This is a genomic window from Helicobacter pylori Shi112, assembly GCF_000277405.1.
Lineage (GTDB): Bacteria > Campylobacterota > Campylobacteria > Campylobacterales > Helicobacteraceae > Helicobacter > Helicobacter pylori_C.
Window position 1 is genome coordinate 1,169,244 of record NC_017741.1, and the last position, 23,481, is coordinate 1,192,724.

The following is a 23,481-nucleotide window of genomic DNA, read 5'->3' on the forward strand; positions in this document are numbered from 1 at the left end:
GATTTTTGATATTTTATAATAGAATGAGATCAATTTAATTTAAATCAACGCATAGAGCCCTACTCATCAATCATTTTTTAGAACAAGTTATTTTACAAAGCCCATCTGATAAAAACAAAATATAGAACCAATTGCTTTTGGAAGTATTATCAAACTCAACCCACACAATAGAAATCCCTTATTAAAACCCTACAGCGCATTTATTGCGCTCAATTCCATTATTCAGGCATGCTCCTAGTGGCCCCCTATGAAAACGATTCTATGATTTTTGAGTTATTGCATTGCATTGATTTTCAAGCGTGCAATTTTGAACGCCAACCACTTGTTCAACTAGATCCCAAAGAAATTAAAACCCAAATCTTTGAGCGTTTAAAACTCTAAAAATAAGGCTTTAAACACCAATACCTGAACGGAGTTTTCAAATCCAAACGCATTCAATCATAATCAACCAAAACTTAAACAAAAGAAATAAGAAACAAAACAAGCAAGCAATACAAGCATAAGATAAAAACAAGATTTAAGAAAAATAAAACTTAAAACAAACTAAAACATTAAACATTAAACATTAACAAACAATAAGCAATCAAAACACAAGAATAAAAAAACAAGATTTAAACAACCAACACAACTAGTAAAAAATTTAAAACAGCAAGTAAGAAGTAAAAGCTCAAGCACAAGAATGAAAAAACCAAAAACAAGCGATTGAAACCAAACCAACCCAATTCAATGGAAGTCAAAATTAAGTAAAAACAAAAAGTAAAAGCTCAAGCACAAGAATAAAAAAACAAGATTTAAACAACCAACACAACTAGTAAAAAATTTAAAACAGCAAGTAAGAAGTAAAAGCTCAAGCACAAGAATGAAAAAACCAAAAACAAGCGATTAAATTCAATAAAAGTCAAAATTAAATGAAACCAATAAAACAAAGAAGATAACAAATAAGAAAAAAGAAAGAATAAGCCCAATCCTTCAAAACTAAGCAACAAGAAGTTCTTTTGTCAGGTAATACTCTTGGCTTTCAATAAGCGAATATTAAAAGCTTTTCTCTAGAAAGGAGGTGATCCAACCGCAGGTTCACCTACGGTTACCTTGTTACGACTTCACCCCAGTCGCTGTGTGTGCCGTGGGCAGTAGCTAATTTAGCATCCTGACTTAAGGCAAACACAACTCCCATGGTGTGACGGGCGGTGAGTACAAGACCCGGGAACGTATTCACCGCAACATGGCTGATTTGCGATTACTAGCGATTCCAGCTTCATGCAGGCGAGTTGCAGCCTACAATCCGAACTGAGAGGTGTTTTGAAGATTGGCTCCACTTCGCAGTATTGCTTCTCTTTGTGCACCCCATTGTAGCACGTGTGTAGCCCTAGGCGTAAGGGCCATGATGACTTGACGTCGTCCCCACCTTCCTCCTCCTTACGGAGGCAGTATCCTTAGAGTTCTCAGCATGACCTGTTAGCAACTAATAAAGGGGGTTGCGCTCGTTGCGGGACTTAACCCAACATCTCACGACACGAGCTGACGACAGCCGTGCAGCACCTGTTTTCAAGGTCTGGCAAGCCAGACACTCCACTATTTCTAGCGGATTCTCTCAATGTCAAGCCTAGGTAAGGTTCTTCGTGTATCTTCGAATTAAACCACATGCTCCACCGCTTGTGCGGGTCCCCGTCTATTCCTTTGAGTTTTAATCTTGCGACCGTACTCCCCAGGCGGGATGCTTAATGCGTTAGCTGCATTACTGGAGAGACTAAGCCCTCCAACAACTAGCATCCATCGTTTAGGGCGTGGACTACCAGGGTATCTAATCCTGTTTGCTCCCCACGCTTTCGCGCAATCAGCGTCAGTAATGTTCCAGCAGGTCGCCTTCGCAATGAGTATTCCTCTTGATCTCTACGGATTTTACCCCTACACCAAGAATTCCACCTACCTCTCCCACACTCTAGAATAGTAGTTTCAAATGCAGTTCTATGGTTAAGCCATAGGATTTCACACCTGACTGACTATCCCGCCTACGCGCTCTTTACGCCCAGTGATTCCGAGTAACGCTTGCACCCTCCGTATTACCGCGGCTGCTGGCACGGAGTTAGCCGGTGCTTATTCGTTAGATACCGTCATTATCTTCTCTAACAAAAGGAGTTTACAATCCTAAAACCTTCATCCTCCACGCGGCGTTGCTGCTTCAGGGTTTCCCCCATTGAGCAATATTCCCTACTGCTGCCTCCCGTAGGAGTCTGGACCGTGTCTCAGTTCCAGTGTGTCCGTTCACCCTCTCAGGCCGGATACCCGTCATAGCCTTGGTAAGCCATTACCTTACCAACAAGCTGATAGGACATAGGCTGATCTCTTAGCGATAAATCTTTCCCCCGTAGGGAGTATCTGGTATTAATCATCGTTTCCAATGGCTATCCCAAACTAAGAGGCACATAACCTATGCGTTACTCACCCGTGCGCCACTAATCAGCCTTCTAGCAAGCTAGAAAGCTTCATCGTTCGACTTGCATGTATTAGGCACGCCGCCAGCGTTCACTCTGAGCCAGGATCAAACTCTCCATAAAAGTGTTTGTCCTAAAGCTCTTTTGTTTTTTGATAGGCTGTTATCATTTCTAACAACAGCTTTAGCGTATCACAAGAACTCGTTTTATACTTTATTGAATAAAACGGGTTGTGTTCTTAAGTATTACAACAACAAAACAGAAAGAAACTTTTTAAAAAGGTTTAGCCAAACGCTAACCTATAAAATACTCTCATGCTATTCAACCAACAATTATATACGCAATTATATACGATAATACAATCAATGGTATTGACCAGCATTCGTTGGATAAGAATTTCTTATAAAAGAATGAAAGTTATTCAAACCCTCACTCTTTCAAATAAGTTATCCTTAAATAATGTTAGAATATCCCTTTAAAAAGAACTTCTATCAATTTGCTTAGTTTTCAAAGATCGTTTGCTCTAATCAGCTATCCTTGCAAGTTATCAAGCAGCTTTTTAAAAGCCCTTGCTGAAACAAGGAAATGAAAGTATAGTCATACAAAGCTTAAGGTTTGCTTAAATTATAAAAATTTTTGACAAAGTAAGTTAAAATTTTAAAACGATCGGGTTTTGAGAAATCCAAATACCACCAAAAACATGTGCACATTCCCCATAAATACACCATTAAGCGCTAATTCCGTTTTCAAAAACCACTCCATAATAGAGAGCAAAAAGTGAAACCATGGGTTAGAAAAACCCGCTTGATCTATCTTAACCCTTTTAAATTGGGTGCTTTTTTGTCCCCTTGGTGGGGGGAAGCACATTAGTTCTTCTTATGAAAATCTTTAAATGGATTGTTAAAAGGCTCGTTGGAGTTCTCTTTCTTGGAGGTGTTACTTGTGGTGGCGACTTTGGGCAACTTGGCTAAAATCTCAGCGACACTACGCTCCCGCACACTGCAAGACTTCCTCAAATCTGGAGGGACAAGATTAGGGCCCTCTTGAATGTTGGCGATGAAGACTTCAAAGCCTTTCTCCCAAGCGGCTTCTAACACAGGCACAAAATCGGTATCCTTGCTGAACAGCAAAATACACCCTCCTTGTTTGGTGCAATATAGCTTGGTAATATCGTGCGCCAACAGCGCATCAATTTGTTTTTGACGCAACTTTAAGTGCGGTATGGGAATTTTGGCTTCTAGACCATAGACTTCTGTATCTTCGAACTCATATGCGAACTCAAACATTACCCGACCGACTCGTAATGTCACTTGATTTTGTTGGGCGATCTCGTGGTTGAAAGCTTGGATAATCCCTGATTTATTCACCCTCTTCTCCTTTGGGATTCTTGTCTTTATATTCCTCAAGTTCTTTGTTTTTATTGCCCTTGATTCTAGGCTCAACTTCTGTAAAAGGCTCAGACGCATAAAAATAGATCCGCTTCAATTCCTCTTCAGGCTCCAAAAACGAACGGATTAGCACTAAGAGCTGCTCGGGGTTGTTGAAACTAAAATCAGGCTCCTTAAAACGCTTGTCTGTTTTGGGGTTTTTTTGGATTGCCCTCAAATCGGTGAGTAGATTTTCCCAATCCACAAAAATCGTGGTTTCAGTTTTTTCCATGTTTTCTCCCAACAACAAAGAAATTAATGGCGGACTTCTTTAATCCTTGCTGCCTTACCTCTCCTATCGCGCAAATAGTAGAGCTTCGCACGACGCACCCTACCCACACGCAACACCTCAACGCTCGCCAAACTTTCGCTATAGAAAGGGAAAATTTTCTCCACACCGATATTATTAGCCCCTATTTTACGCACGCAAAAAGTCTTATCCACGCCATTGCCTCTAATCGCAATGCACACGCCTTCAAAATACTGAGTTCGTGTTTTTTCGCCTTCTTTAATGGTGATACCAAGCCTCAAAGTATCGCCGGCTTTAAATGCTGGCATGGTCTTGTCTTTTAATTGAGCGTCTTCAAACTGCTGAATGTAGCGGTTTTTCATGTGTTTTCCTTAATGTCAATTTCATGATTTGTGCTGTTTGAATAAATCAAGGCGGTAAAATTTTGTCCTTAATTTTGACAAATCAAGTTTTAGTTGCTTGATTCTAGCATGATTTCCTTTAGAATATTCTAAAGGTGCAGGGATTTTATTGATTTCTTTGGATTTGAAAACAGCGTTGGCGAAATTAGGGGCTTCCAAATAATGGTTTTCAAAGCTCTCATTTTCTAAAGATTGAGCGTTACCCAAAACCCCTTGAATGTGGCGAGCGATACTATCTATCAAGCACAACGCCCCAAGCTCGCCCCCTGTTAAAATAAAATCGCCTATACAAAAAACCTCATCAGCACCAAGTTCAATAGAGCGTTCATCAAAGCCCTCATAACGCCCGCACACCAAAACGACATGCTTTTTTTGAGCCAAACGCATTGCGTCTGTTTGCTTGAAAGACTTGCCCACCGCGCTTAAAAAAATCGTGTGTTTAGGGTTTTTAACAGAATGGAGCGCGTTTTCTACCATCTCAGGGTCTAAAATTTGCCCTGCACCCCCACCAATGAGCGTGTGATCCGCTTTTTGATGTTTATTAGCGCTAAAATCCCTAAGGTTCAATACTTCTAATTCAAAAAGATTTTTTTCTAACGCTCTTTTTAAAATGGAGTCCTCAAAATAGGGTAAAACGAGTTGCGGGAAAAGGGTTAAAACGCTGAATTTCACTCAACTATTCTCTAAAAGCGTTTTAGCGTTATTGGTGGTTATTTTTTTGTCTTGCAAAAGGATTTCTTTGATATAAAAATCCCTATAAGGGATTAAAAAAATCTTAGCCAAACCTTTTTCAACCAAACTTCTTGCGGTTTCAACCATGAAATAATCTATTTGAGAAATCCTTTGGATTTCTACGACTTTCCCTAAAGTCTCGTTTTCTTCCACCACGCTAAGCCCTACTAAATCGCAATAAAAAAACTCCCCATCTTTTAAAACGCAGAGTTTTTTACTCTCTGCTTCGCTCATAAAAAGCCCTAAATTAGTCAGCTCTTTAGCTTTTTCAGGTGTGTGGATAGTTTCTAAAAACAACAGGTTTTTAGCATGTTCATAAGAATGGATTGTATATCCTTTAAAAGAAGAAGTGCAAAAGAAAGCATTCAAGGGAGCGACACTCACCTTAACGCCTTTTTTTAAACACTCCGGAAAATCGCTCTCTAAATGAAGCTTTAACCCCCCATTAAGCCCCACGCTTTTACCAATTCTGCCCACTAAAAGCATAGAAACCATTCAAGGCGTTTGATCGCCTAAAACATGGGGATTTTTATCGCCATTTTTACTAGCAAAAACAACGATTTTATAAGAAAACCCATCTTTGGCTTTCACGCCAGAAACAAACGCCTTAATCGCGCTCACCATTTTGCCCTCTTTACCGATCACATGCCCCATGTCTGATGGGTGGGTATAAATAGTGATTTGTTTGACTTTATCTTCTAAAAGCGTGTGCTCCACGCTCAAAGCTTGAGGAAAAGAAACAACCTTTTTTAAATATTTTTCCAAAAAAGTTGCCACGCAATACGAATAGTCCTTACACTCAGCTTGAGAAAAAGGCGTGTTCAAAGGATCTAATTCGCGCATTTAGCCTCACAAAACCTTAGGCTTTTTGAGAAAGTTTTTCCACCCTCTCGCTCATTTTAGCCCCCACGCCTTTCCAGTAATTCAAGCGCTCCTTATCAATTTTAATATCTTTAGGCTCGCTTAAAGGGTTGTAATACCCAATGGATTCAATCCAACCTCCATCCCTTCTTTTCCTAGAATCGGTTACTACCACTCTGTAAAAAGGCTTTTTCTTTCTCCCAATGCGCGTGAGTCTGATGACTGTCATTACAAAAATCTCCTAAAATATTCATATTAAATTTAAGATTATACAACAAAAGCGCCTAAAACATGCTTAAAAATCAACGCATTTTAGGGGGCGTTTGATTTTTAGCCTGACTCATTAGATTCATCAAATCGCTAATGCCCTTTTTATTCGTTAAGCGTTTCGCCATTTTGCTCGCTTGATCAAAGCGTTTGATGATGCGATTGATTTCAGACACTTCTAAGCCGCTCCCTAAAGCGATCCTTTTTCTTCGGCTGCCGTTTAAAATCTCGGGGTTTTCTTGCTCTTTTTTGGTCATGGAATTGACCATAGCTTTGATTTTTTTCACTTCTAAAGAGCTTTCTAAATCCGTGTCTTTTAGCGCGTTTGCCATATTCCCTAAACCTGGAATCATAGAGATTAGAGAACTCATAGAGCCTAATTTTTTCACTTTTTCAATCTGGTTTAAAAAGTCATTGAATGTGAATTGCCCTTTTTTGAGTTTTTTGCTTAAATCTTTGGCTTCATTAGGGTTTAAAACGCTGGCGGTTTTTTCAGCGAGCGAGATAATATCTCCAGCCCCCATCAAACGCCCCACAATCCTTTCAGGCACAAACACATCTAAATCAGGGATCTTTTCCCCGCTCCCAATAAAACGCAAGGGTAAGCCTAATTGGTAAGTGATGCCTAAGGCGATACCCCCTTTAGAATCGCTGTCAAATTTGCTTAACACCACCCCACTCACGCCTATTTCTTCATTAAATGCGCTCGCGCTTTTGACCCCATCTTGCCCGCTCAAGGCGTCTGCAACATACAGCACCTCATGGGGGTTTAAGACTTCTTTAACTTCTTTTAATTCTTGCATAAGCTCTTTATCAATGGCTAAACGCCCCGCGCTATCCACGAGCAAAACATCAAATTGCGCTTCTTTAGCCCTTTTTAAAGCGTTGTTAGCGATTTCTTTCACGCTTTTATTTTCTTCATAAAAAACTTCCACGCCCACCTGTTCGCCCAAAACCTTTAATTGCTCTACTGCCGCTAGGCGTTGCAAATCGCATGCGCATAAAAGCACTTTTTTATTTTTGGTTTTTAGATAATGAGCGAGTTTAGCGGTGGTGGTTGTCTTACCGCTCCCTTGCAAACCTGCCATTAAAACCACGGTAGGGGGCGTTTGAGCGAAAGTAAAACCACTGCTCCCTTTAGCGCTTAAAATTTCTAACAAACTCTTTTCTAAAGCGTCTAAAAATTGCTGCTTACCAATGCCATTAAGTTTCGTTTGACTTTCCACTTTTTTGAGCAATTCCCTAGCCACTTTATGATGCACATCATTTTTTAAGAGCGTTTTTTTCAATTCATCTAACGCCCGATCTAGCGCTTTTCCATCATCTTGAAAGCGGATTTTATTGAGCGCGTTTTTAAACCCATCGCTTAATGCTTGAAACATTTTCTATCCTTTCATTATGGTTGTTCTAACAAATCCAATTCTTGCTTAATTTTACTTTCTTTTTCTAAAAGCGTTTTTAAACTCTCTTTGGCTTTTTCTAGCACGCTTTTAGGCGCGTTTTTGACAAAATTTTCATTGTGCAAATTGAGTTTTAATTTTTCTTTTTCCAGTTTTTCTAACTGCTTTTTTAAACGCGCAACAAGCGGGCTTAAATCAAGATTTTCTAAATTCGCATGAGTTTGGCAAAATTCCCCCACATCGCTCACGCTCTTTAAAGGCTTAGAACTAATCACGCTGACTTTTTCTAACCTCGCTAATTTTTGGGCGTAAGTTTGCAAACGCTCTGTGTTTTCTATGGCTTCCCTTAATCCCACGCTCGCTTCTTTTAAAACAATCGGTGGGGTTTCTAGAATGATTTTTAAACGCCTTAAAGACACAATGCAATCTTTGATCACTTCAAATTCATGCTCTAATTTTTCATCTTGCGCTAAATCTTTAGGGTAAGGCATGACCATGATAGATTCAGTGTTTTCTAGTTCTGTATTGCTGAGCTTGTGGTATAAAGACTCGCTGATAAAAGGCATGAAAGGGTGCAAGAGTTTTAAAGCCTCTTTTAACACGCTCCCTAGTTCGTCTATCGCTTCATTTTCCACTTTAGAAAATTCAATGAACCAATCGCAAAATTCCCCCCACAAAAAGCGGTATAACAAAGTCGTCGCATCATTAAAGCGGTAGTTATCTAAAGCGTTACGAGTCTCTTTAGTCACAAAATTTAAGCGCGATTTCGCGTAACGCCCCAAAGGCGTTTGGTATTCACTCAAACGCTCCCTGTCTTTAAAAGCTTCTTGTTTGAGTTTCAAATAACTCACCGCATTGAAAATCTTGTTGGCAAAATTCTTGTTATTTTCTAAATGCGCAATAGAAAGCTTAATGTCTCTACCCGTAGCGCACAAATTGGCTAAAGTGAAACGCAAACTATCCGCGCCGTATTTTTCTATCATCTCTAAAGGATCGATCACATTACCTTTAGATTTGCTCATTTTTTCACCTTTTTCATCCCTGACTAAGGCATGCAAATAAATATCTTTAAAGGGCAATTCGCCTAAAAGCGATTCGCTGCAAAAAAGCATTCTGGCTACCCAAAAAAAGAGGATGTCAAACCCGGTAATGAGCGTTGTGTTAGGGTAGAAATCCTTCAAATCGTTTTCATTAAACAAATCGCTTTTTTCTTGCCCCCACCCCAAAGTAGAAAACGCCCATAGCCCTGAACTGAACCAAGTGTCTAGCACATCTTTATCTTGCTCTAGTTTTTCGCTCTTGCAAGTAGGGCAACTTAAGGGGGTGTCTAGGCTTACAAACTGGTGGTTATTTTCACAAGTAAATACCGGTATTTGATGCCCCCAAAACAATTGCCTGCTGATACACCAAGGGCGTAATTCCCTCATCCAAGCGTTATAATTATTGATCCAATTAGAAGGGTAGAATCGCGCCAAACCCTGTTGGATTTTTTCAATAGAACTTTGAGCGATTTCAGGCTTGACAAACCATTGCTTAGACACATAAGGCTCTACCACATTATGACAACGATAGCAATGCCCCACTTGATGCGTGTGCTCTTCTATCTTTTCTAATAAGGCGTTTTCTTTTAATTTTTCTACGACCTTATCTCGGGCTTTTAATCGTTCTAAATTTTCAAACTCCCCGCAATGCGCGTTTAAAATCCCCTTTTCATCAAAGATTTTAATCGCCTCCAAATGGTGGCGTTTGCCCACTTCATAATCGTTAAAATCATGCCCAGGGGTAACCTTCACACACCCTGTGCCAAACTCCATTTCCACATGCAAATCAGCGATAATAGGGATTGTGCGATGGATTAAAGGCAAGATCACTTTTTGCCCCACTAAATGCTTGTATCTCTCATCATTAGGATTGACCATGAGTGCACTATCGCCAAACAAGGTTTCAGGGCGTGTGGTAGCCACCACTAAATAATCTTTTTGATTTTCTAAATAATATCTAATATAATACAACGCCCCCTTACGCTCTTCATACTCCACTTCAATATCGCTTAACGCCCCATCTTTAGTGCACCAATTCACCATGTAATTATCTTGAATGATGAGGCCTTTTTCATACCATTTCAAAAACGCCAATTTAACCGCTCTTTGCAAACCCTTATCCATCGTGAAACGAGTCCTAGAAAAGGCCGCGCTCACGCCTAAATGCTTCATTTGCTCTAAAATCGCTCCCCCGCTCTTTTCTTTCCATTCCCACACTTTTTGAACGAACGCTTCACGCCCTAAATCTTCTTTTTTAATCCCTTGATTTAAAAGTTGCTTTTCTACGACATTTTGCGTCGCAATGCCGGCGTGATCCAACCCTGGCTGATACAAAGTCTTATACCCGTCCATGCGTTTATAGCGCGCTAAAATGTCTTGCAAACTTAAAGTCAGGGCATGCCCTATGTGTAAAATGCCGGTCACATTAGGAGGGGGCATCATCAAGCAAAATCGTTTGTTTTTTTCTTGGATTGCTTCATTGCCATCAATTTCAAAATACCCCCTATGAGAGCAAATTTCATAAATCTTTTTTTCTATCTCTTGGGGTTGGTAGGTGGTGGGTTCTTGTTTCATTATTATTATTATCCTAAAATAGAGCGTTCCTTAAAAAATGGTTGGATTTGGAACGCCTTTTGCTTTTACGCTTTTAATTGTTGCGTATTTTCTTAAAATTATACAACAAAGCATTTAAATTAAAAAGGATAGTCCAGTGAATTACTTTTTAAAAGCCCCTATTTTAGGATTTGAGCATATCCATGAAGCGCGTTTGGAAAAAATTGATTCCTTATTCAGCCGATTAATTGGCCAAACCAATTCCCCCATGGCGTTGGATATGGTCTTAGTGAATCCTTATTGTTTGAGGGAATACAGCTTTGTGATACCCAAATACATAGAATTACTGCTAGAATTAGATTCTCACTCCAAAGTTGAGGTGTATTGCGTGGTCGTGTTGCAAAAAAATTTAGAAGATTCTATGGTTAATTTCTTAGCCCCTTTGGTGTTTAATTCCAAAAATGGCTTTGGCGCTCAAGTGGCGCTTTCTATGATGGATTATCCGGATTTTGGCTTTAGAGATCCTTTAAAAAGCTTTGTGATTCAAGAAAGAGAACGAGCTTAAGGGTTTTTAGCATGAAATTCGCTCTCACAGGGGGAGGCACAGGCGGGCATCTCTCTATCGCTAAAGCCTTAGCCATAGAATTAGAAAAGCAAGGCATAGAGGCTATTTATTTAGGCTCAACTTATGGGCAAGATAAGGAATGGTTTGAAAATAGCCCCTTATTTAGCGAACGCTATTTTTTCAACACGCAAGGCGTGGTCAATAAAAGCTTTTTTAAAAAAATAGGCTCTTTATTCTTGCAAGCTAAAGCCGCATTTAAGGCTAAAGAAATCTTAAAAAAACACCAGATCACGCACACCATTAGCGTGGGGGGTTTTAGCGCAGGGCCTGCGAGTTTTGCAAGCTTACTCAATAAAATACCCCTTTATATCCATGAGCAAAATGCGATTAAAGGCTCTCTTAATCGCTACCTTTCCCCTAAAGCTAAGGCGGTGTTTTCAAGCTATGCCTTTAAAGATAAAGGAAGTCATGTTTTAACCTCCTATCCCGTGCAAAACGCTTTTTTTGATTTTGCTAGGACTCGCACGGAAATCAAGCATATTTTATTTTTAGGCGGTTCGCAAGGGGCAAAAGCGATCAATGAATTCGCTTTATTAAACGCTCCTAAACTCACCAAACAAGGGATTAAAATCACGCACATTTGCGGCTCAGACGCTCATGAAAGAATGCGTTTTTTTTACCAGGAATTAGGGCTGTTGGATAAGGTAGAATTGTTTGCTTTCCACAATAACATCACAGAAGTCATGCACAGGGCGGATTTGTGTGTGAGCCGAGCCGGAGCGAGCAGCGTGTGGGAATTGTGCGCCAATGGCTTGCCCACGATTTTTATCCCCTACCCTTTTGCGAGCAATAACCACCAGTATTACAATGTCTTAGAATTTGAAAAAGAAAACTTATGCTATGTCGTGCCTCAAAATGAATTATTGCCTAAAAAACTCTTTGAAGTCATTAGAAAGCTCAACCAAAAAGACGATCAAGGCAATAAAAACCTCACCACTATCAGCAACCAATTGCAACAAAAAATCGCTAAAGACGGCGCAAAAACCATCATTGAAACGATTTTGAACACCTAAAATAGCCCATTTTAATCAACAATTAAGCGACTAACCATTAAACTTAAGCGATAAATAAGATAAAATTTAGGATAGCTCAAATCTTTTAAAAAGAAAAGGATAACCCCTTGCAAGACTTTATTTTTAATAAAAAATGGCTCATCTGTTCTAGCCTACTCCCCTTATTTTTTCTTAATCCCTTAGTGGCTGAAGATGACGGGTTTTTTATGGGGGTGAGTTATCAAACTTCTCTAGCCATTCAAAGGGTGGATAACTCAGGGCTTAACGCCAGTCAAGACGCATCCACCTATATCCGCCAAAACGCTATCGCTCTAGAATCTGCGGCAGTGCCTTTAGCCTATTATTTAGAAGCGATGGGGCAACAAACTAGAGTTTTAATGCAAATGCTCTGCCCTGATCCTTCTAAAAGGTGTTTGCTCTATGCGGGGGGCTATCCTAAAGGAAATAGTGGCGATACAGGCAACAACCCCCCAAGAGGCAATGTCAATGCCACCTTTGATATGCAATCTCTAGTCAGTAATTTAGACAAGCTCACCCAACTCATCGGCGAAACTTTAATCCGTAACCCTGAAAATCTTTCTAACGCTAAACTCTTTGAAGTCAAATTCGGCAATCAAAGCACTGTTATTGCCTTGCCTAGTGGTCTAGCCAGTGTCATGAACGCTTTAAACGATGATATTACCAACGCTCTAACCACGCTTTGGTATAACCAAACCTTAACGAATAAATCTTTTAGCACCCCTGATGGCAGTCCTGTGAGTTTTAGCCCTGAAGTCTTGCAACACCTTTTACAAGACGGCTTAGCCACAGCAAATAATAATCAAACCATTTGCAGCACTCAAAACCAATGCACCGCTACTAATGAAGCTAAATCTATCGCTCAAAACGCCCAAAACATCTTCCAAGCTTTAATGCAAGCAGGGATTTTAGGGGGTTTAGCCAATGAAAAGCAATTTGGCTTCACTTATAATAAAGCCCCTAATGGCAGCAATTCCCAACAAGGCTACCAAAGCTTTAGCGGCCCTGGCTATTACACTAAAAACGACACTAGCACCACGCAAGCACCCTTAAAAGAATTGCCCGCTGGAGCGACGGTTGGAACAGGCAATGGCCAATACACCTACCACCCTAGCTCGGCAGTCTATTATTTAGCTGATAGCATCATCGCTAATGGCATCACCGCTTCTATGATTTTTTCAGGCATGCAAAATTTCGCCAATAAAGCCGCTAAACTAACAGGCACTTCAAGCTATAGCCAGATGCAAGAAGCGATCAACTATGGGGAAAGCTTGCTCAATAACACCGTAGCGTATGGGGATTTCATCACCAATTGGGTCGCCCCCTATTTGGATTTAAACAATAAAGGTTTGAATTTCTTGCCTAGCTATGGAGGAAAAGCTAATACCAATAATGTAACCCCACAAAATAATTTAACCCCGCAACAAGCCCAACAAGAGCAAAAAGTCATCATGAACCAACTAGAGCAAGCCACAAACGCCCCCACCCCTGCGCAAATAGACAAGATCTTAGCCAACCCCTATTCCCCCACGGCAAAAACTTTAATGGCTTATGGGCTTTATCGCTCTAAAGAAGTGATTGGCGGGGTGATTGACGAAATGCAAACTAAAGTGAATCAAGTCTATCAAATGGGCTTTGCTAGGAATTTTTTGGAGCATAACTCTAATTCTAATAACATGAACGGCTTTGGCGTGAAAATGGGCTATAAGCAATTCTTTGGCAAAAAGCGCATGTTTGGGCTTAGGTATTATGGCTTTTATGATTTTGGTTACGCTCAATTTGGCGCAGGATCTTCTTTAGTGAAAGCCACTCTCTCTAGCTATGGGGCAGGCACAGACTTTCTTTATAATGTTTTTACCCGAAAAAGAGGGACTGAAGCGATAGATATAGGTTTTTTTGCCGGCATCCAACTTGCAGGGCAAACCTGGAAAACGAATTTTTTAGATCAGGTGGATGGCAACCATCTTAAGCCCAAAGACACTTCTTTCCAATTCCTTTTTGATTTAGGCATAAGGACTAATTTTTCCAAAATCGCCAAGCAAAGAAGATCTCGTTTTTCTCAAGGGATAGAATTTGGCGTTAAAATACCGGTGCTTTATCACACCTATTACCAATCAGAAGGCGTTACAGCGAAATATAGAAGAGCCTTTAGTTTTTATGTGGGCTACAACATAGGCTTTTGATTAAATAAAATAAGGGAAAAATATGATAAAAAAAGCTAAAAAATTTATACCATTCTTTTTAATTGGCTCTCTCTTAGCTGAAGACAATGGCTGGTATATGTCTGTAGGCTATCAAATCGGCGGCACGCAACAATTTATCAATAACAAACAACTCTTAGAAAATGAAAGCAGTATCAATAGCATCACTCAAAGCGCGATCAATATTGCAGGGCCTACTACCGGCCTTATCACTTTAAGCTCTCAAAGCGTCATTGACGCTTTAGGCTATGGCGTGAGTAACACCGTGGGCAACCAATTAGAGGGCATTTCTAATATCTTAAATCAAATTGGCAAAAGGAAAGACTTTTTTTCTAGCCGTCAAATCTCTAGCATTTCCCAGCAAATCATAGGGCTTAAAGGAAGCTCTGATCCTTTGAAAGCCCATTCTTCACAAATCACAGCCAAACTCCTCTTTAACACCCAAAGCGCATTTAATCAAGGCATCGCGCTAAGCTCTAACATTATTAGCTCTATCAATGGTCTTAATGCTAGCAACAACACCAAAGAAGTCAAAGCCCAGCTCCAAAACACCACGCAATCCATGGCAGAATTATTGCAACAAATTGAACACAGCATCACTAAAACCACTAGCACCACTTACGCGCAATCCTTGCTCTCCAATCTGACCGATGCGGTGAATGCCTCTAGCGATAATACCGCTTATGTGAGCGCTTTAAAAAATGCTTTAACCACTCTTGGGGTGGGGTATTTCCCTACGACAACCACAACGCATGTGGTGTTAAACCCACCGGGACAAATCGTATTTTATCCAACTAATTCCATTTTAGGCTCTACTTCTTCAAACAGCAATAACCAACAACAATATAACAACACCCTTTTAATGAACACCTTACAAGGGGAATTAAGCGCTAATACTCAAAATAACCCCAATGGTTGCGCCAATCAAATCCAATGCTTAGAGCAATTCATCCAAAATTTAGCCCCTCTAGCCGCAACCCCCACTTCAAATAACCAAGCCAACCAGCAAGTCCAAGCCATCGCTCAAAAGCTTCAAAGCGTTGCTATCAACACTTTAGACAACAATGCGATCAACAACACCACCTATAATTTAAACAACTTGCACAACGCTTTGAATTTCCAAGCCTATGAAAGCACGATAGAACAATACAATAACGCTTTAAAACAAATTTCGTGGATTAGTTTTACTGAGCCTAAAAACTTGCTCAAAAACACTTCTAATAACTACCAAATCGGCACCGTTACCAACGCTCAAGGGCAAAATATCAGCGCCTATGATTGCGCAAGTGCTACCGGGAGCCTTTCTAACGATACTTCTAGTGGGATTTCATGCTCAGCCACAAGTTCCACAAACAACACAAGCAGTTTTGACAATTCTTTAGTCGCTACCTCCAAAGTCCAAACCATAGGGGGCAAAGAGCAGATCGGCGTGAATTCTTTTAACCTTGTTTCTCAAGTGTGGAGCGTTTATAACTCCTTAAAAACTTCAGAAGAAAATTTGCAAAAAAACGCTCAGATACTATGCCCAAATGGCAGTAACCAAGATGCATGCAATAACAATAATTCAGGGGGTTTGAGCATCAGCGGGAACTCCCAATTGCAAAATATTTTAAGCTCTACTAGTGGAACTAGCGCTAATACTCAAGCTAAAAGCAACGCTCCCAAACTAAAAGCGATGGTAATGGTGAATAATGAAGAAGAAGCTAAAACGACTAACTTCAATCAAAGCAGTGGGGCAACCACTCAATCCCCTAACAGCACGGTAATGGGCGCTTTAAACACCGTATTGCAAAATGTCAGCAATTTCCAACAAAGCATTCAAAGCGCTTTTCAAAGCCAAAGCAATAACATTGACGCATGGGCGAATGCGATTTATAACACTAATGGGAGTCAGTCGCAAGAGATGACACCTAACAATAACCAAAATTTACGCATCCAATTAAGAGCGAATTTCTACCAGCTCATCAATACCATTAACCAGCAAGTGCCTACAGACATGAGCGCTCTAATCGCTCAAAGCCAACAAACCCAGCAAACAAGCGGATCAGCAAGCAATAATAACCCATGCACGAGCGGAATGAGTGGGAGTGGTAATAACTGGTGCAATCAGCAATGGTCAGATTCTAAGGCTTATTACAGCGGGTTACAAAGCGCTTTAGGGTATCAAACACAAGCAACAACTCAAAGTGGGAGCAGTGGTGGGAACAGCATCACCTACAATGTCCAACAAATCACGCTCACTAGTAATGGGTTGCTCAATAACATCATTTCATCTCTTAAGGGTTTTAGCAGTAGCGGAAATAATGGGGGTAATGGAGGAAGCAGTGGAAATGGAACTAGTCAAATCAACACAGCCTACCAAATGCTCACAGACGCCAGCGATGGGAAGTTAGGGACTTATAGTAGTAGCAATAGTGGCAGTAATAACGGCTATACGCCATGCAATAGCACCAACGGAAGCAATGGAACGAGTGGGAGCAATTGTTATGAACCCAACAAACAACAAAGCGCCACCACCGCAACCACTAGCGAAACCAACTTGCAAAAAGTCTATAATGACGCCCAAAAAATAGCCAACATTATCGCCAGCTCTGGGAATAATAAAGGCGTTGAAAACGGCTTAAAACAATTCTTTGAAGCGTTAAAAAATAATAGTAGCAGTCTCAGTAATTTGTGTAATGGTAGTAGCGGTAGTAGTAGCGCTACTTGCACCGGTGGGCTTATCAACCTTTTAGGGGCAATCCCCACAAATGGGGTGAGCGATACGAATAATTTAATTAATTTGCTCACCGAATTTATTAAAACCGCCGGGTTTATCCAAAATAATAACAATAATAGCAGTGATACTAGCTTAAAAAACGCTTTTCAAGCCATTACGAGCGCTATTTCTCAAGGGTTTCAAGCCTTGCAAAACGACATTAGCCCTAATGCGATTTTAACCTTGCTCCAAGAAATCACTTCTAACACCACCACCATTCAGTCATTCTCGCAAACCTTACGGCAGCTTTTAGGGGATAAAACATTCTTTATGGTGCAACAAAAACTCATTGATGCGATGATTAACGCTAGAAATCAGGTTCAAAACGCACAAAATCAAGCCAATAACTACGGCTCTCAACCCATTTTAAGCCAGTATGTGGCCGCTAAAAGCACCCAACACGGCATGAGCAATGGCTTAGGGGTTGGTTTGGGCTATAAATACTTCTTTGGTAAAGCGAGAAAATTGGGCCTTAGGCATTATTTTTTCTTTGATTACGGCTTTAGTGAAATAGGCTTAGCCAATCAAAGCGTGAAAGCGAATATCTTTGCTTATGGGGTAGGCACGGATTTTTTATGGAATCTATTCAGGAGGACTTACAACACTAAAGCGTTGAATTTTGGGCTATTTGCTGGGGTCCAACTAGGCGGCGCAACCTGGCTTAGCTCTCTAAGGCAACAAATCATTGATAACTGGGGGAACGCTAATGACATTCATTCAACGAATTTTCAAGTGGCGCTGAATTTTGGGGTGCGCACCAACTTTGCGGAGTTTAAGCGTTTTGCCAAGAAATTCCACAATCAAGGGGTTATAAGCCAAAAGAGCGTGGAATTTGGGATCAAAGTGCCTCTCATCAATCAAGCGTATTTAAAAAGTGCCGGGGCTGATGTGAGCTATAGGAGGCTTTATACTTTCTATATCAATTACATCATGGGGTTTTAAAAAAGGGTGTGTCATGGAAATCTTACAATTCATCGGCTATGGGAATATGGCTCAAGCGATTTTAGAAGGCTCTCATGAAATTTTATCCAAGCACTTTATTTTAGAGATTACCGGGCGAAACCCTGAAAAAATCGCCCCTTTTTTACAAGAAAAAAACATTCAAGCTCAAATCGTGCCTTACAAAAACGCTATTGATATACACCAAAAATTCGTGTTTTTACTTTTTAAGCCTTATAACCTTAAGGATTTTAATTATCAAGGGCAAGCCAAAAGCGTTTTGAGCGCACTAGCTGGCGTGGGTTTTGAAGCTTTAAATAATGCGATAAATTCTTTGCATTACCTCAAATGCATGCCCAATATTGCGAGCAAGTTCGCTCTTTCTTCTACGGCGGTATGCGAAAAATCGCCCATGCCCTTAATAAGCCAAAAGGCTTTGAGCGTTATTGAGAGTTTTGGGAATTGCGTGCGAGTGGGCCATGAAGAGTTGGTGGATGCCAGCGTGGCGACAAACGGGAGCGCGCTCGCGTTTTTAAGCTTGGTAGCGAGCAGTTTGAAAGATGCCGGTATCAGGGAGGGCTTGAACGCTAGAGATTCTTTAGAATTGGTGAAAATGAGTTTTAAAGGCTTTGCCAAGCTGTTAGAAAAAGAACGCCCCGAGATGATTATAGAGCAAATTTGCACCCCTAAAGGCGCAACGATTGAGGGCTTGAGCGTTTTAGAAAAAAAGGGAGTTAGGGGAGCGTTTATCAAAGCATGCCAAAAGAGCGTGAAAAAAATGCACCCTAAAAATTACACTCTTAAAAAATAAGCGCAATGCATTTAGACAGGCAGAGTTTAGAAAAAGCCAAGCATTTGATCCAAAGCGGTCTGATTGACACCATAGAAGTAGGCACGATCAAGGGCTTGCAAGAAATCCATCGGTTTTTGTTTGAAGGGTTGTATGAATTTGCTGGGAAAATCAGGGATAAAAATATTTCTAAAGGGAATTTCAGGTTCGCTAACTGCTTGTATTTGGATTTGATTTTACCCAGAATTGAGAGCATGCCACAAAGCCATTTCAATCAAATCATAGAAAAATATGTGGAAATGAATATCGCTCACCCTTTTTTGGAGGGTAATGGCAGAGCGACTAGGATATGGCTTGATTTATTGCTTAAAAAGGAATTGAAAAAAATCGTGCTTTGGGATAGGATTGATAAAGCCGCTTATTTGAGCGCAATGGAAAGGAGTCCTGTGAATGATTTGGAAATCAAAACGCTTTTAAAAAAACATTTGAGTTCTAATACCAACGATCCTTTAACTTTCATTAAAGGCATCACGCAGTCGTATTATTATGAAGGGCTTTAAAAATTCCATTCTTAAATGCTTTATTTGTCAGCATTAGAGAAGATCTAAAACTAATCCTGTGCGCGTTCAATCAAACTCAAAGGCAAGTTAAAAGCCTTAATGAGTTCGCTCTCTTTTTGGCGTTGTTCGCCCTTATCTTTTTCATGGTCATAGCCTAACAAGTGCAACACCCCATGAATGAATAAAAGAGCGATCTCCTCTTCTAAGCTATGCTCTAATTTCAGGGCGTTTTCTTGAGCTAATGGCATGTTAATCACCACGCTCCCTAAAGGGGTGTGAGGAATGGCTTCTAAAGGGAAGCTCAAAACATCGGTAGCGTAATCGCAACCCCTTAAATCCCTATTAATTTCTCGCATGGTTTCATCGCTCACTAAAACAAGCTCAATGGTTTGAGTGGGGGCTAAAACATTTGCGATTTTTTCCAATAATAAAAAGTCTGATTCTAGCGGGGTTTGGTTGTCTATTTCTAGCATTAAAGATATAAAAAGGAATTTAAAAAAGCCCTAAAATTTAGGGCTTATAAGATTAAGCGAAAGAACCTTTAATTTGTTCTACCCATTTTGAAATCCTCTCATCAGTGAGATCGTCTTGATTGTCTTCGTCAATCACAAGACCCACGAATTTACCGCCTTCTACCGCTTTAGAAGCTTCAAAATGATAACCATCAGTGGGAGTTTGCCCTACCACTTTACCGGCTTTAGCTTTTTCATAAATGTGGAAAATGCCTTCTGCAAAAGTTTCGCTGTAAGTGTCTTGATCGCCCAAGCCTACAAGAGCAATGGTTTTATTCGCAAAATCGCTCGCTTCTAGCGTGCCTAAAAAGTCTTCCCAATCTGTTTGCAAATCGCCCGCACCGGCTGTGGGAGCGACTAAAATAACCTTTGTAAAGCTATCAAATTGCTCTTTAGAAGCTTTAGCCACATCAATCACTTCAGCGTTACCAATAGCCTTGCTGATTTTTTCAGCGATAGCTTCAGCGTTCCCGCTGTCTGTCCCAAAAAAGATACCAATTTTTCCCATATTCCAATCCTTGTGTTTAAAGATATTAACGCATCCGCTTATATACGAATGCTTGTGGGCGTAGTTTAGCGCATTTAATTAAACATCTTGCTTAAAAACCCATTTTGCGCGAATATCGTTTCAATAAAAACCATATTAAAAGCAACACAAGAACCAAACCAATAAGAAAAAACGAAGTGTAATGAGAAAGCCTTTCATACAGCGTTTTCACCCAATCGCTCGCTTGAAAAGAAACGCTCCCCACGAGAGCCGCCCACAAAAAACTGGATAAAACATTAAGCCATAAAAATTTTTTTAAAGGGTATTTGCTAAAACCAACCGCCAAAGGCACAACGCTTTTAATCCCATACAAATATTTATTGACAAAAATCATGAGCAAGGCGTAGCGTTTCACCCACAAACTCGCTAAAGCAAGCTTTCTTCTGTGCTTATGAAAATACTTTAAAAACTCTCTTTTTTGATAGCGGGCAAAGACCACAAGAGCCCCACTCCCTACCATATTCCCTAAAAAAGCGACAAGAATGGTTATTTTTATATCCAAAGCGTGCGTGGTCGCGCTCAAAACAGAAGCGATGACAATCCCCACAAACCCGCCCCCCAAAGAATACACAAATAAAATAAGATAACCCCACTCCTTAAAACCCTCTTGAAAACGCAACAACGCTTCTTGCATAAAAACCCTCTTTTGATTCGTTTTTATTTTCATGTTATCCAAACTTATTCAACCTATTGGTGATTTAAACGCTATCTTTTAGTATAATGACAGCGTTATCCTAATAACTTAAAAGAATAGAGATGAATACAGAAATTTTAACCATCATGTTAGTTGTCTCAGTGCTTATGGGATTGATAGGCTTAATAGCGTTTTTATGGGGGGTTAAAAGCGGTCAGTTTGACGATGAAAAACGCATGCTTGAAAGCGTGTTGTATGACAGCGCGAGCGATTTGAACGAAGCAATTTTACAAGAAAAACGCCAAGAGAATTAAAAAAGAATTGAAATAAAAGGATAGGAATGAGCCAAGAAATTTTAGATGTGTTGATAGTGGGCGCAGGGCCTGGGGGCATTGCCACAGCCGTAGAATGCGAAATAGCCGGCGTTAAAAAGGTGCTTTTATGCGAAAAAACCGAAAGCCATTCAGGCATGATAGAGAAGTTTTATAAAGCCGGTAAAAGGATTGATAAAGATTATAAAAAGCAGGTCGTAGAGCTTAAAGGGCATATCCCTTTTAAAGACAGCTTTAAAGAAGAAACTTTAGAGGATTTCACTAACCTTTTAAAAGAGCATCGCATCACGCCAAGCTATAAAACCGATATTGAGAGCGTGAAAAAAGAAGGCGAATACTTTAAAATCACCACCACTTCTAATACAACCTATCATGCTAAATTTGTGGTGGTTGCGATCGGGAAAATGGGCCAACCAAACCGCCCTACTTATAAAATCCCTGTTGCGCTCTCCAAACAGGTGGTTTTTAGCATCAACGATTGTAAGGAAAATGAAAAAACCCTTGTGATCGGCGGAGGCAACTCAGCGGTAGAATACGCCATTGCTTTGTGCAAAACCACCCCTACCACCCTCAATTACCGCAAAAAAGAATTCAGCCGCATCAATGAAGACAACGCTAAAAACTTGCAAGAAGTCCTAGGCAATAACACGCTTAAAAGCAAGCTTGGAGTGGATATTGAAAGCCTAGAAGAAAATAACACTCAGATTAAGGTTAATTTCACCGATAACACGAGCGAGAGTTTTGATCGCTTGCTGTATGCGATCGGTGGCTCTACCCCTTTGGAATTTTTTAAACGCTGTTCTTTAGAGTTAGATCCTAGCACCAATATCCCTGTAGTGAAAGAAAATTTAGAGAGCAACAATATCCCTAATTTATTCATCGTGGGCGATATTTTATTCAAATCAGGAGCGAGCATCGCTACCGCTTTAAACCATGGCTATGATGCCGCTACAGAAATCGCTAAAAGGTTGCAATCTTAAAGCAAACTCACTCAGCAAACGGCTTAGCCTTATACAAAAAGAAAAAGAGCGCTATAAGCGTAAGGGCAAAATACATGGTTATGATAGTTAGGGGCGAAAAGTAACGCAGTTCCAGGCTACTGAGCGATAAGATTAGCACAGAGACCACGCGCACACAGCTTGATAAAAGCGATGAGAGCGATGAAATGTTGTTTTTAGAAACGAATTTGGAGAATTGATACCCCAAGCAATAACTCATGTAAGCAAAAAACGCCACCATGAGCGCATACACCCCTATGAAACAATAAGAGATATTCGTAAGCAATAAGGGGCTAACGCCCAGCAATACCAAAAGCGAACTTATGGCGATTTTTTGGCTGTAATTTGAAGCTTTTAAAAAATGAATGAGGATGGAAATCACTTGAAAAGCGATATAAAATATAAAAAGGTATTGCTCTTTAATGCCTTGTTTTAAAAAATACGCTTGCCACATTTGAAAATGGCTCATAAAAAAGATGGGCGTAATCAAATGCCCCACTAACAAAATTTTAAGCTTGGGGTTATCTTTAAGCTCTTTAAGACTGCCTTTAACCTGTTCTTTAAGGAGTTTCAAACTTTTTTGGCTTTTAAAATCCCTTTCTTTTTCTTTAAAATAAATGATGATCGTTAGCGCACAGAGCATGATTAAAAAAATCCCCACGATATACAGCATCGCATGGACTTTGAGATACAAAAACGACCCCAAAGAACTCCCTATAATCATGCCCAAATAAGCGATTTGATTGTTTTTGGCTAAAAACCGGGACAAATCCTTTTTGTTTTCTTTAATATCTGTGATGAGTGAAGCTTCAATCGTGCCGCTAGAGCATGCGCTATACAAACCATACAGCCCCCATGCTAAAAGCATGAAAATAAAGCTATCAAAAAATAGCACAAACGAAAAACTAGCGATTAAAAAGGCATTAGAAACAAGGAATAAATTTTTCCGGCTCATCAAATCCGCTAAAACGCCGCTTGGGTATTCAGCCACTAGCACGCAAAAGCTAAAAAAGGTTTGCACGAGCAAGATTTCACTCAAACTAAGCCCTTTAGAAAGCAACAAAGGGGTTAAAATCGCATGGGGCAAGCTTTGAGCGATGATTAAGAGAAAATTCGCCCCATAGTAAGCTAAAATGTTTTTTCTTAACATTTGAAAATTGTAATTAAAACTAGCTTATAATACAGCGTTA

General features: G+C 40.2%; 19 protein-coding genes, 1 rRNA gene and 2 pseudogenes. 9 read left to right on the plus strand and 13 right to left on the minus strand.

The genetic code is table 11. The annotated features are described in order from the left end of the window. Positions 1–44: 44 nt before the first annotated feature. A pseudogene (locus tag HPSH112_RS08810) lies at positions 45–238 on the plus strand (hypothetical protein); the annotation flags it as partial. 812 nt (positions 239–1,050) lie between these two features. Here HPSH112_RS08810 and HPSH112_RS05605 read toward each other — a convergent pair. The 9 genes and pseudogenes from HPSH112_RS05605 to valS all read right to left on the minus strand — a co-directional run bounded on the left by HPSH112_RS05605 (position 1,051) and on the right by valS (position 10,385). After that, positions 1,051–2,555 (minus strand): 16S ribosomal RNA (locus HPSH112_RS05605). A 743-nt stretch (positions 2,556–3,298) separates the two neighbouring features. Continuing rightward, a pseudogene (locus tag HPSH112_RS08375) lies at positions 3,299–4,091 on the minus strand (NYN domain-containing protein). 23 nt (positions 4,092–4,114) lie between these two features. Continuing rightward, positions 4,115–4,471 carry a 50S ribosomal protein L19 gene (rplS, locus tag HPSH112_RS05625; RefSeq protein ID WP_000797699.1) on the minus strand — a complete coding sequence of 119 codons (357 nt, stop codon included), beginning with the start codon at positions 4,469–4,471 and terminating at the stop codon, positions 4,115–4,117. A 21-nt stretch (positions 4,472–4,492) separates the two neighbouring features. Continuing rightward, positions 4,493–5,182: a tRNA (guanosine(37)-N1)-methyltransferase TrmD gene (gene trmD / locus HPSH112_RS05630; RefSeq protein ID WP_000672920.1), complete on the minus strand. Its 690-nt coding sequence runs from the start codon at positions 5,180–5,182 to the stop codon at positions 4,493–4,495. Then, positions 5,183–5,737 carry a ribosome maturation factor RimM gene (gene rimM / locus HPSH112_RS05635; protein WP_000254297.1) on the minus strand — a complete coding sequence of 185 codons (555 nt, stop codon included), beginning with the start codon at positions 5,735–5,737 and terminating at the stop codon, positions 5,183–5,185. Beyond that, positions 5,738–6,085: a KH domain-containing protein gene (locus HPSH112_RS05640; RefSeq protein ID WP_001208532.1), complete on the minus strand. Its 348-nt coding sequence runs from the start codon at positions 6,083–6,085 to the stop codon at positions 5,738–5,740. 16 nt (positions 6,086–6,101) lie between these two features. After that, positions 6,102–6,332 carry a 30S ribosomal protein S16 gene (gene rpsP / locus HPSH112_RS05645; protein ID WP_000216125.1) on the minus strand — a complete coding sequence of 77 codons (231 nt, stop codon included), beginning with the start codon at positions 6,330–6,332 and terminating at the stop codon, positions 6,102–6,104. Between the two features lie 73 nt (positions 6,333–6,405). Then, positions 6,406–7,752, minus strand: coding sequence for a signal recognition particle protein (gene ffh / locus HPSH112_RS05650; protein WP_000484815.1), 1,347 nt, complete (start codon positions 7,750–7,752; stop codon positions 6,406–6,408). 14 nt (positions 7,753–7,766) lie between these two features. Continuing rightward, on the minus strand, positions 7,767–10,385 hold the full coding sequence (gene valS, locus HPSH112_RS05655) for a valine--tRNA ligase (protein ID WP_000808161.1): 2,619 nt from the start codon (positions 10,383–10,385) through the stop codon (positions 7,767–7,769). Between the two features lie 136 nt (positions 10,386–10,521). On the opposite strand from valS, the gene fliW reads away from it, so the two are divergent. From fliW to fic, 6 genes are all read left to right on the plus strand, one after another. Next, positions 10,522–10,929 (plus strand): flagellar assembly protein FliW, encoded by a 408-nt coding sequence (fliW, locus tag HPSH112_RS05660; protein WP_001105835.1) that lies wholly within the window; start codon positions 10,522–10,524, stop codon positions 10,927–10,929. 11 nt (positions 10,930–10,940) lie between these two features. Beyond that, positions 10,941–12,002, plus strand: a complete 1,062-nt coding sequence (gene murG / locus HPSH112_RS05665) for an undecaprenyldiphospho-muramoylpentapeptide beta-N-acetylglucosaminyltransferase (RefSeq protein WP_000666595.1) — start codon at positions 10,941–10,943, stop codon at positions 12,000–12,002. A gap of 107 nt (positions 12,003–12,109) precedes the next feature. Continuing rightward, the gene (hopI, locus tag HPSH112_RS05670) at positions 12,110–14,203 is read left to right on the plus strand and encodes a Hop family outer membrane protein HopI (RefSeq protein ID WP_001150589.1); all 2,094 of its coding nucleotides are present in this window, start codon (positions 12,110–12,112) and stop codon (positions 14,201–14,203) included. A gap of 22 nt (positions 14,204–14,225) precedes the next feature. After that, positions 14,226–17,921 carry a Hop family outer membrane protein HopL gene (gene hopL / locus HPSH112_RS05675; protein WP_000591196.1) on the plus strand — a complete coding sequence of 1,232 codons (3,696 nt, stop codon included), beginning with the start codon at positions 14,226–14,228 and terminating at the stop codon, positions 17,919–17,921. A 13-nt stretch (positions 17,922–17,934) separates the two neighbouring features. Next, entirely contained in the window at positions 17,935–18,729 is a 795-nt protein-coding gene (gene proC, locus HPSH112_RS05680) for a pyrroline-5-carboxylate reductase (RefSeq protein ID WP_000404477.1), read from the plus strand. Between the two features lie 5 nt (positions 18,730–18,734). Next, entirely contained in the window at positions 18,735–19,268 is a 534-nt protein-coding gene (fic, locus tag HPSH112_RS05685; protein ID WP_000549904.1) for a protein adenylyltransferase Fic, read from the plus strand. Positions 19,269–19,318: 50 nt separating this feature from the next. Here fic and ybeY read toward each other — a convergent pair whose 3' ends face one another. The 3 genes from ybeY to HPSH112_RS05700 form a co-directional block, all read right to left on the minus strand. Further along, positions 19,319–19,741 carry an rRNA maturation RNase YbeY gene (gene ybeY / locus HPSH112_RS05690; protein WP_000889591.1) on the minus strand — a complete coding sequence of 141 codons (423 nt, stop codon included), beginning with the start codon at positions 19,739–19,741 and terminating at the stop codon, positions 19,319–19,321. Between the two features lie 52 nt (positions 19,742–19,793). Beyond that, positions 19,794–20,288, minus strand: a complete 495-nt coding sequence (locus HPSH112_RS05695; protein ID WP_000516046.1) for a flavodoxin — start codon at positions 20,286–20,288, stop codon at positions 19,794–19,796. A 91-nt stretch (positions 20,289–20,379) separates the two neighbouring features. Continuing rightward, complete coding sequence (locus HPSH112_RS05700; RefSeq protein ID WP_014662138.1) at positions 20,380–20,961, minus strand: DedA family protein; 582 nt, start codon at positions 20,959–20,961, stop codon at positions 20,380–20,382. Between the two features lie 122 nt (positions 20,962–21,083). Here HPSH112_RS05700 and ccoS point away from each other — a divergent pair, with 122 nt between their 5' ends. Continuing rightward, complete coding sequence (ccoS, locus tag HPSH112_RS05705; RefSeq protein WP_001090940.1) at positions 21,084–21,275, plus strand: cbb3-type cytochrome oxidase assembly protein CcoS; 192 nt, start codon at positions 21,084–21,086, stop codon at positions 21,273–21,275. A 26-nt stretch (positions 21,276–21,301) separates the two neighbouring features. Next, positions 21,302–22,273, plus strand: a complete 972-nt coding sequence (locus HPSH112_RS05710) for an NAD(P)-binding domain-containing protein (RefSeq protein WP_000076643.1) — start codon at positions 21,302–21,304, stop codon at positions 22,271–22,273. 7 nt (positions 22,274–22,280) lie between these two features. Here the strand turns inward: HPSH112_RS05710 and HPSH112_RS05715 are convergent, their stop codons facing one another. Continuing rightward, positions 22,281–23,441, minus strand: coding sequence for an HP1165 family MFS efflux transporter (locus HPSH112_RS05715; protein ID WP_000944762.1), 1,161 nt, complete (start codon positions 23,439–23,441; stop codon positions 22,281–22,283). Between the last annotated feature and the right edge of the window lie 40 nt (positions 23,442–23,481).

Coding starts and splice junctions, on each gene's coding strand:
- HPSH112_RS05640 (WP_001208532.1), bottom strand. CDS start 6,085: ATGCGCGAATTAGATCCTTTGAACACGCCTTTTTCTCAAGCTGAGTGT.
- HPSH112_RS05715 (WP_000944762.1), bottom strand. CDS start 23,441: ATGTTAAGAAAAAACATTTTAGCTTACTATGGGGCGAATTTTCTCTTA.
- rpsP (WP_000216125.1), bottom strand. CDS start 6,332: ATGACAGTCATCAGACTCACGCGCATTGGGAGAAAGAAAAAGCCTTTT.
- valS (WP_000808161.1), bottom strand. CDS start 10,385: ATGAAACAAGAACCCACCACCTACCAACCCCAAGAGATAGAAAAAAAG.
- ccoS (WP_001090940.1), top strand. CDS start 21,084: ATGAATACAGAAATTTTAACCATCATGTTAGTTGTCTCAGTGCTTATG.
- HPSH112_RS05710 (WP_000076643.1), top strand. CDS start 21,302: ATGAGCCAAGAAATTTTAGATGTGTTGATAGTGGGCGCAGGGCCTGGG.
- rimM (WP_000254297.1), bottom strand. CDS start 5,737: ATGGTTTCTATGCTTTTAGTGGGCAGAATTGGTAAAAGCGTGGGGCTT.
- ffh (WP_000484815.1), bottom strand. CDS start 7,752: ATGTTTCAAGCATTAAGCGATGGGTTTAAAAACGCGCTCAATAAAATC.
- fic (WP_000549904.1), top strand. CDS start 18,735: ATGCATTTAGACAGGCAGAGTTTAGAAAAAGCCAAGCATTTGATCCAA.
- rplS (WP_000797699.1), bottom strand. CDS start 4,471: ATGAAAAACCGCTACATTCAGCAGTTTGAAGACGCTCAATTAAAAGAC.
- HPSH112_RS05695 (WP_000516046.1), bottom strand. CDS start 20,288: ATGGGAAAAATTGGTATCTTTTTTGGGACAGACAGCGGGAACGCTGAA.
- murG (WP_000666595.1), top strand. CDS start 10,941: ATGAAATTCGCTCTCACAGGGGGAGGCACAGGCGGGCATCTCTCTATC.
- hopL (WP_000591196.1), top strand. CDS start 14,226: ATGATAAAAAAAGCTAAAAAATTTATACCATTCTTTTTAATTGGCTCT.
- HPSH112_RS05700 (WP_014662138.1), bottom strand. CDS start 20,961: ATGCAAGAAGCGTTGTTGCGTTTTCAAGAGGGTTTTAAGGAGTGGGGT.
- ybeY (WP_000889591.1), bottom strand. CDS start 19,741: ATGCTAGAAATAGACAACCAAACCCCGCTAGAATCAGACTTTTTATTA.
- proC (WP_000404477.1), top strand. CDS start 17,935: ATGGAAATCTTACAATTCATCGGCTATGGGAATATGGCTCAAGCGATT.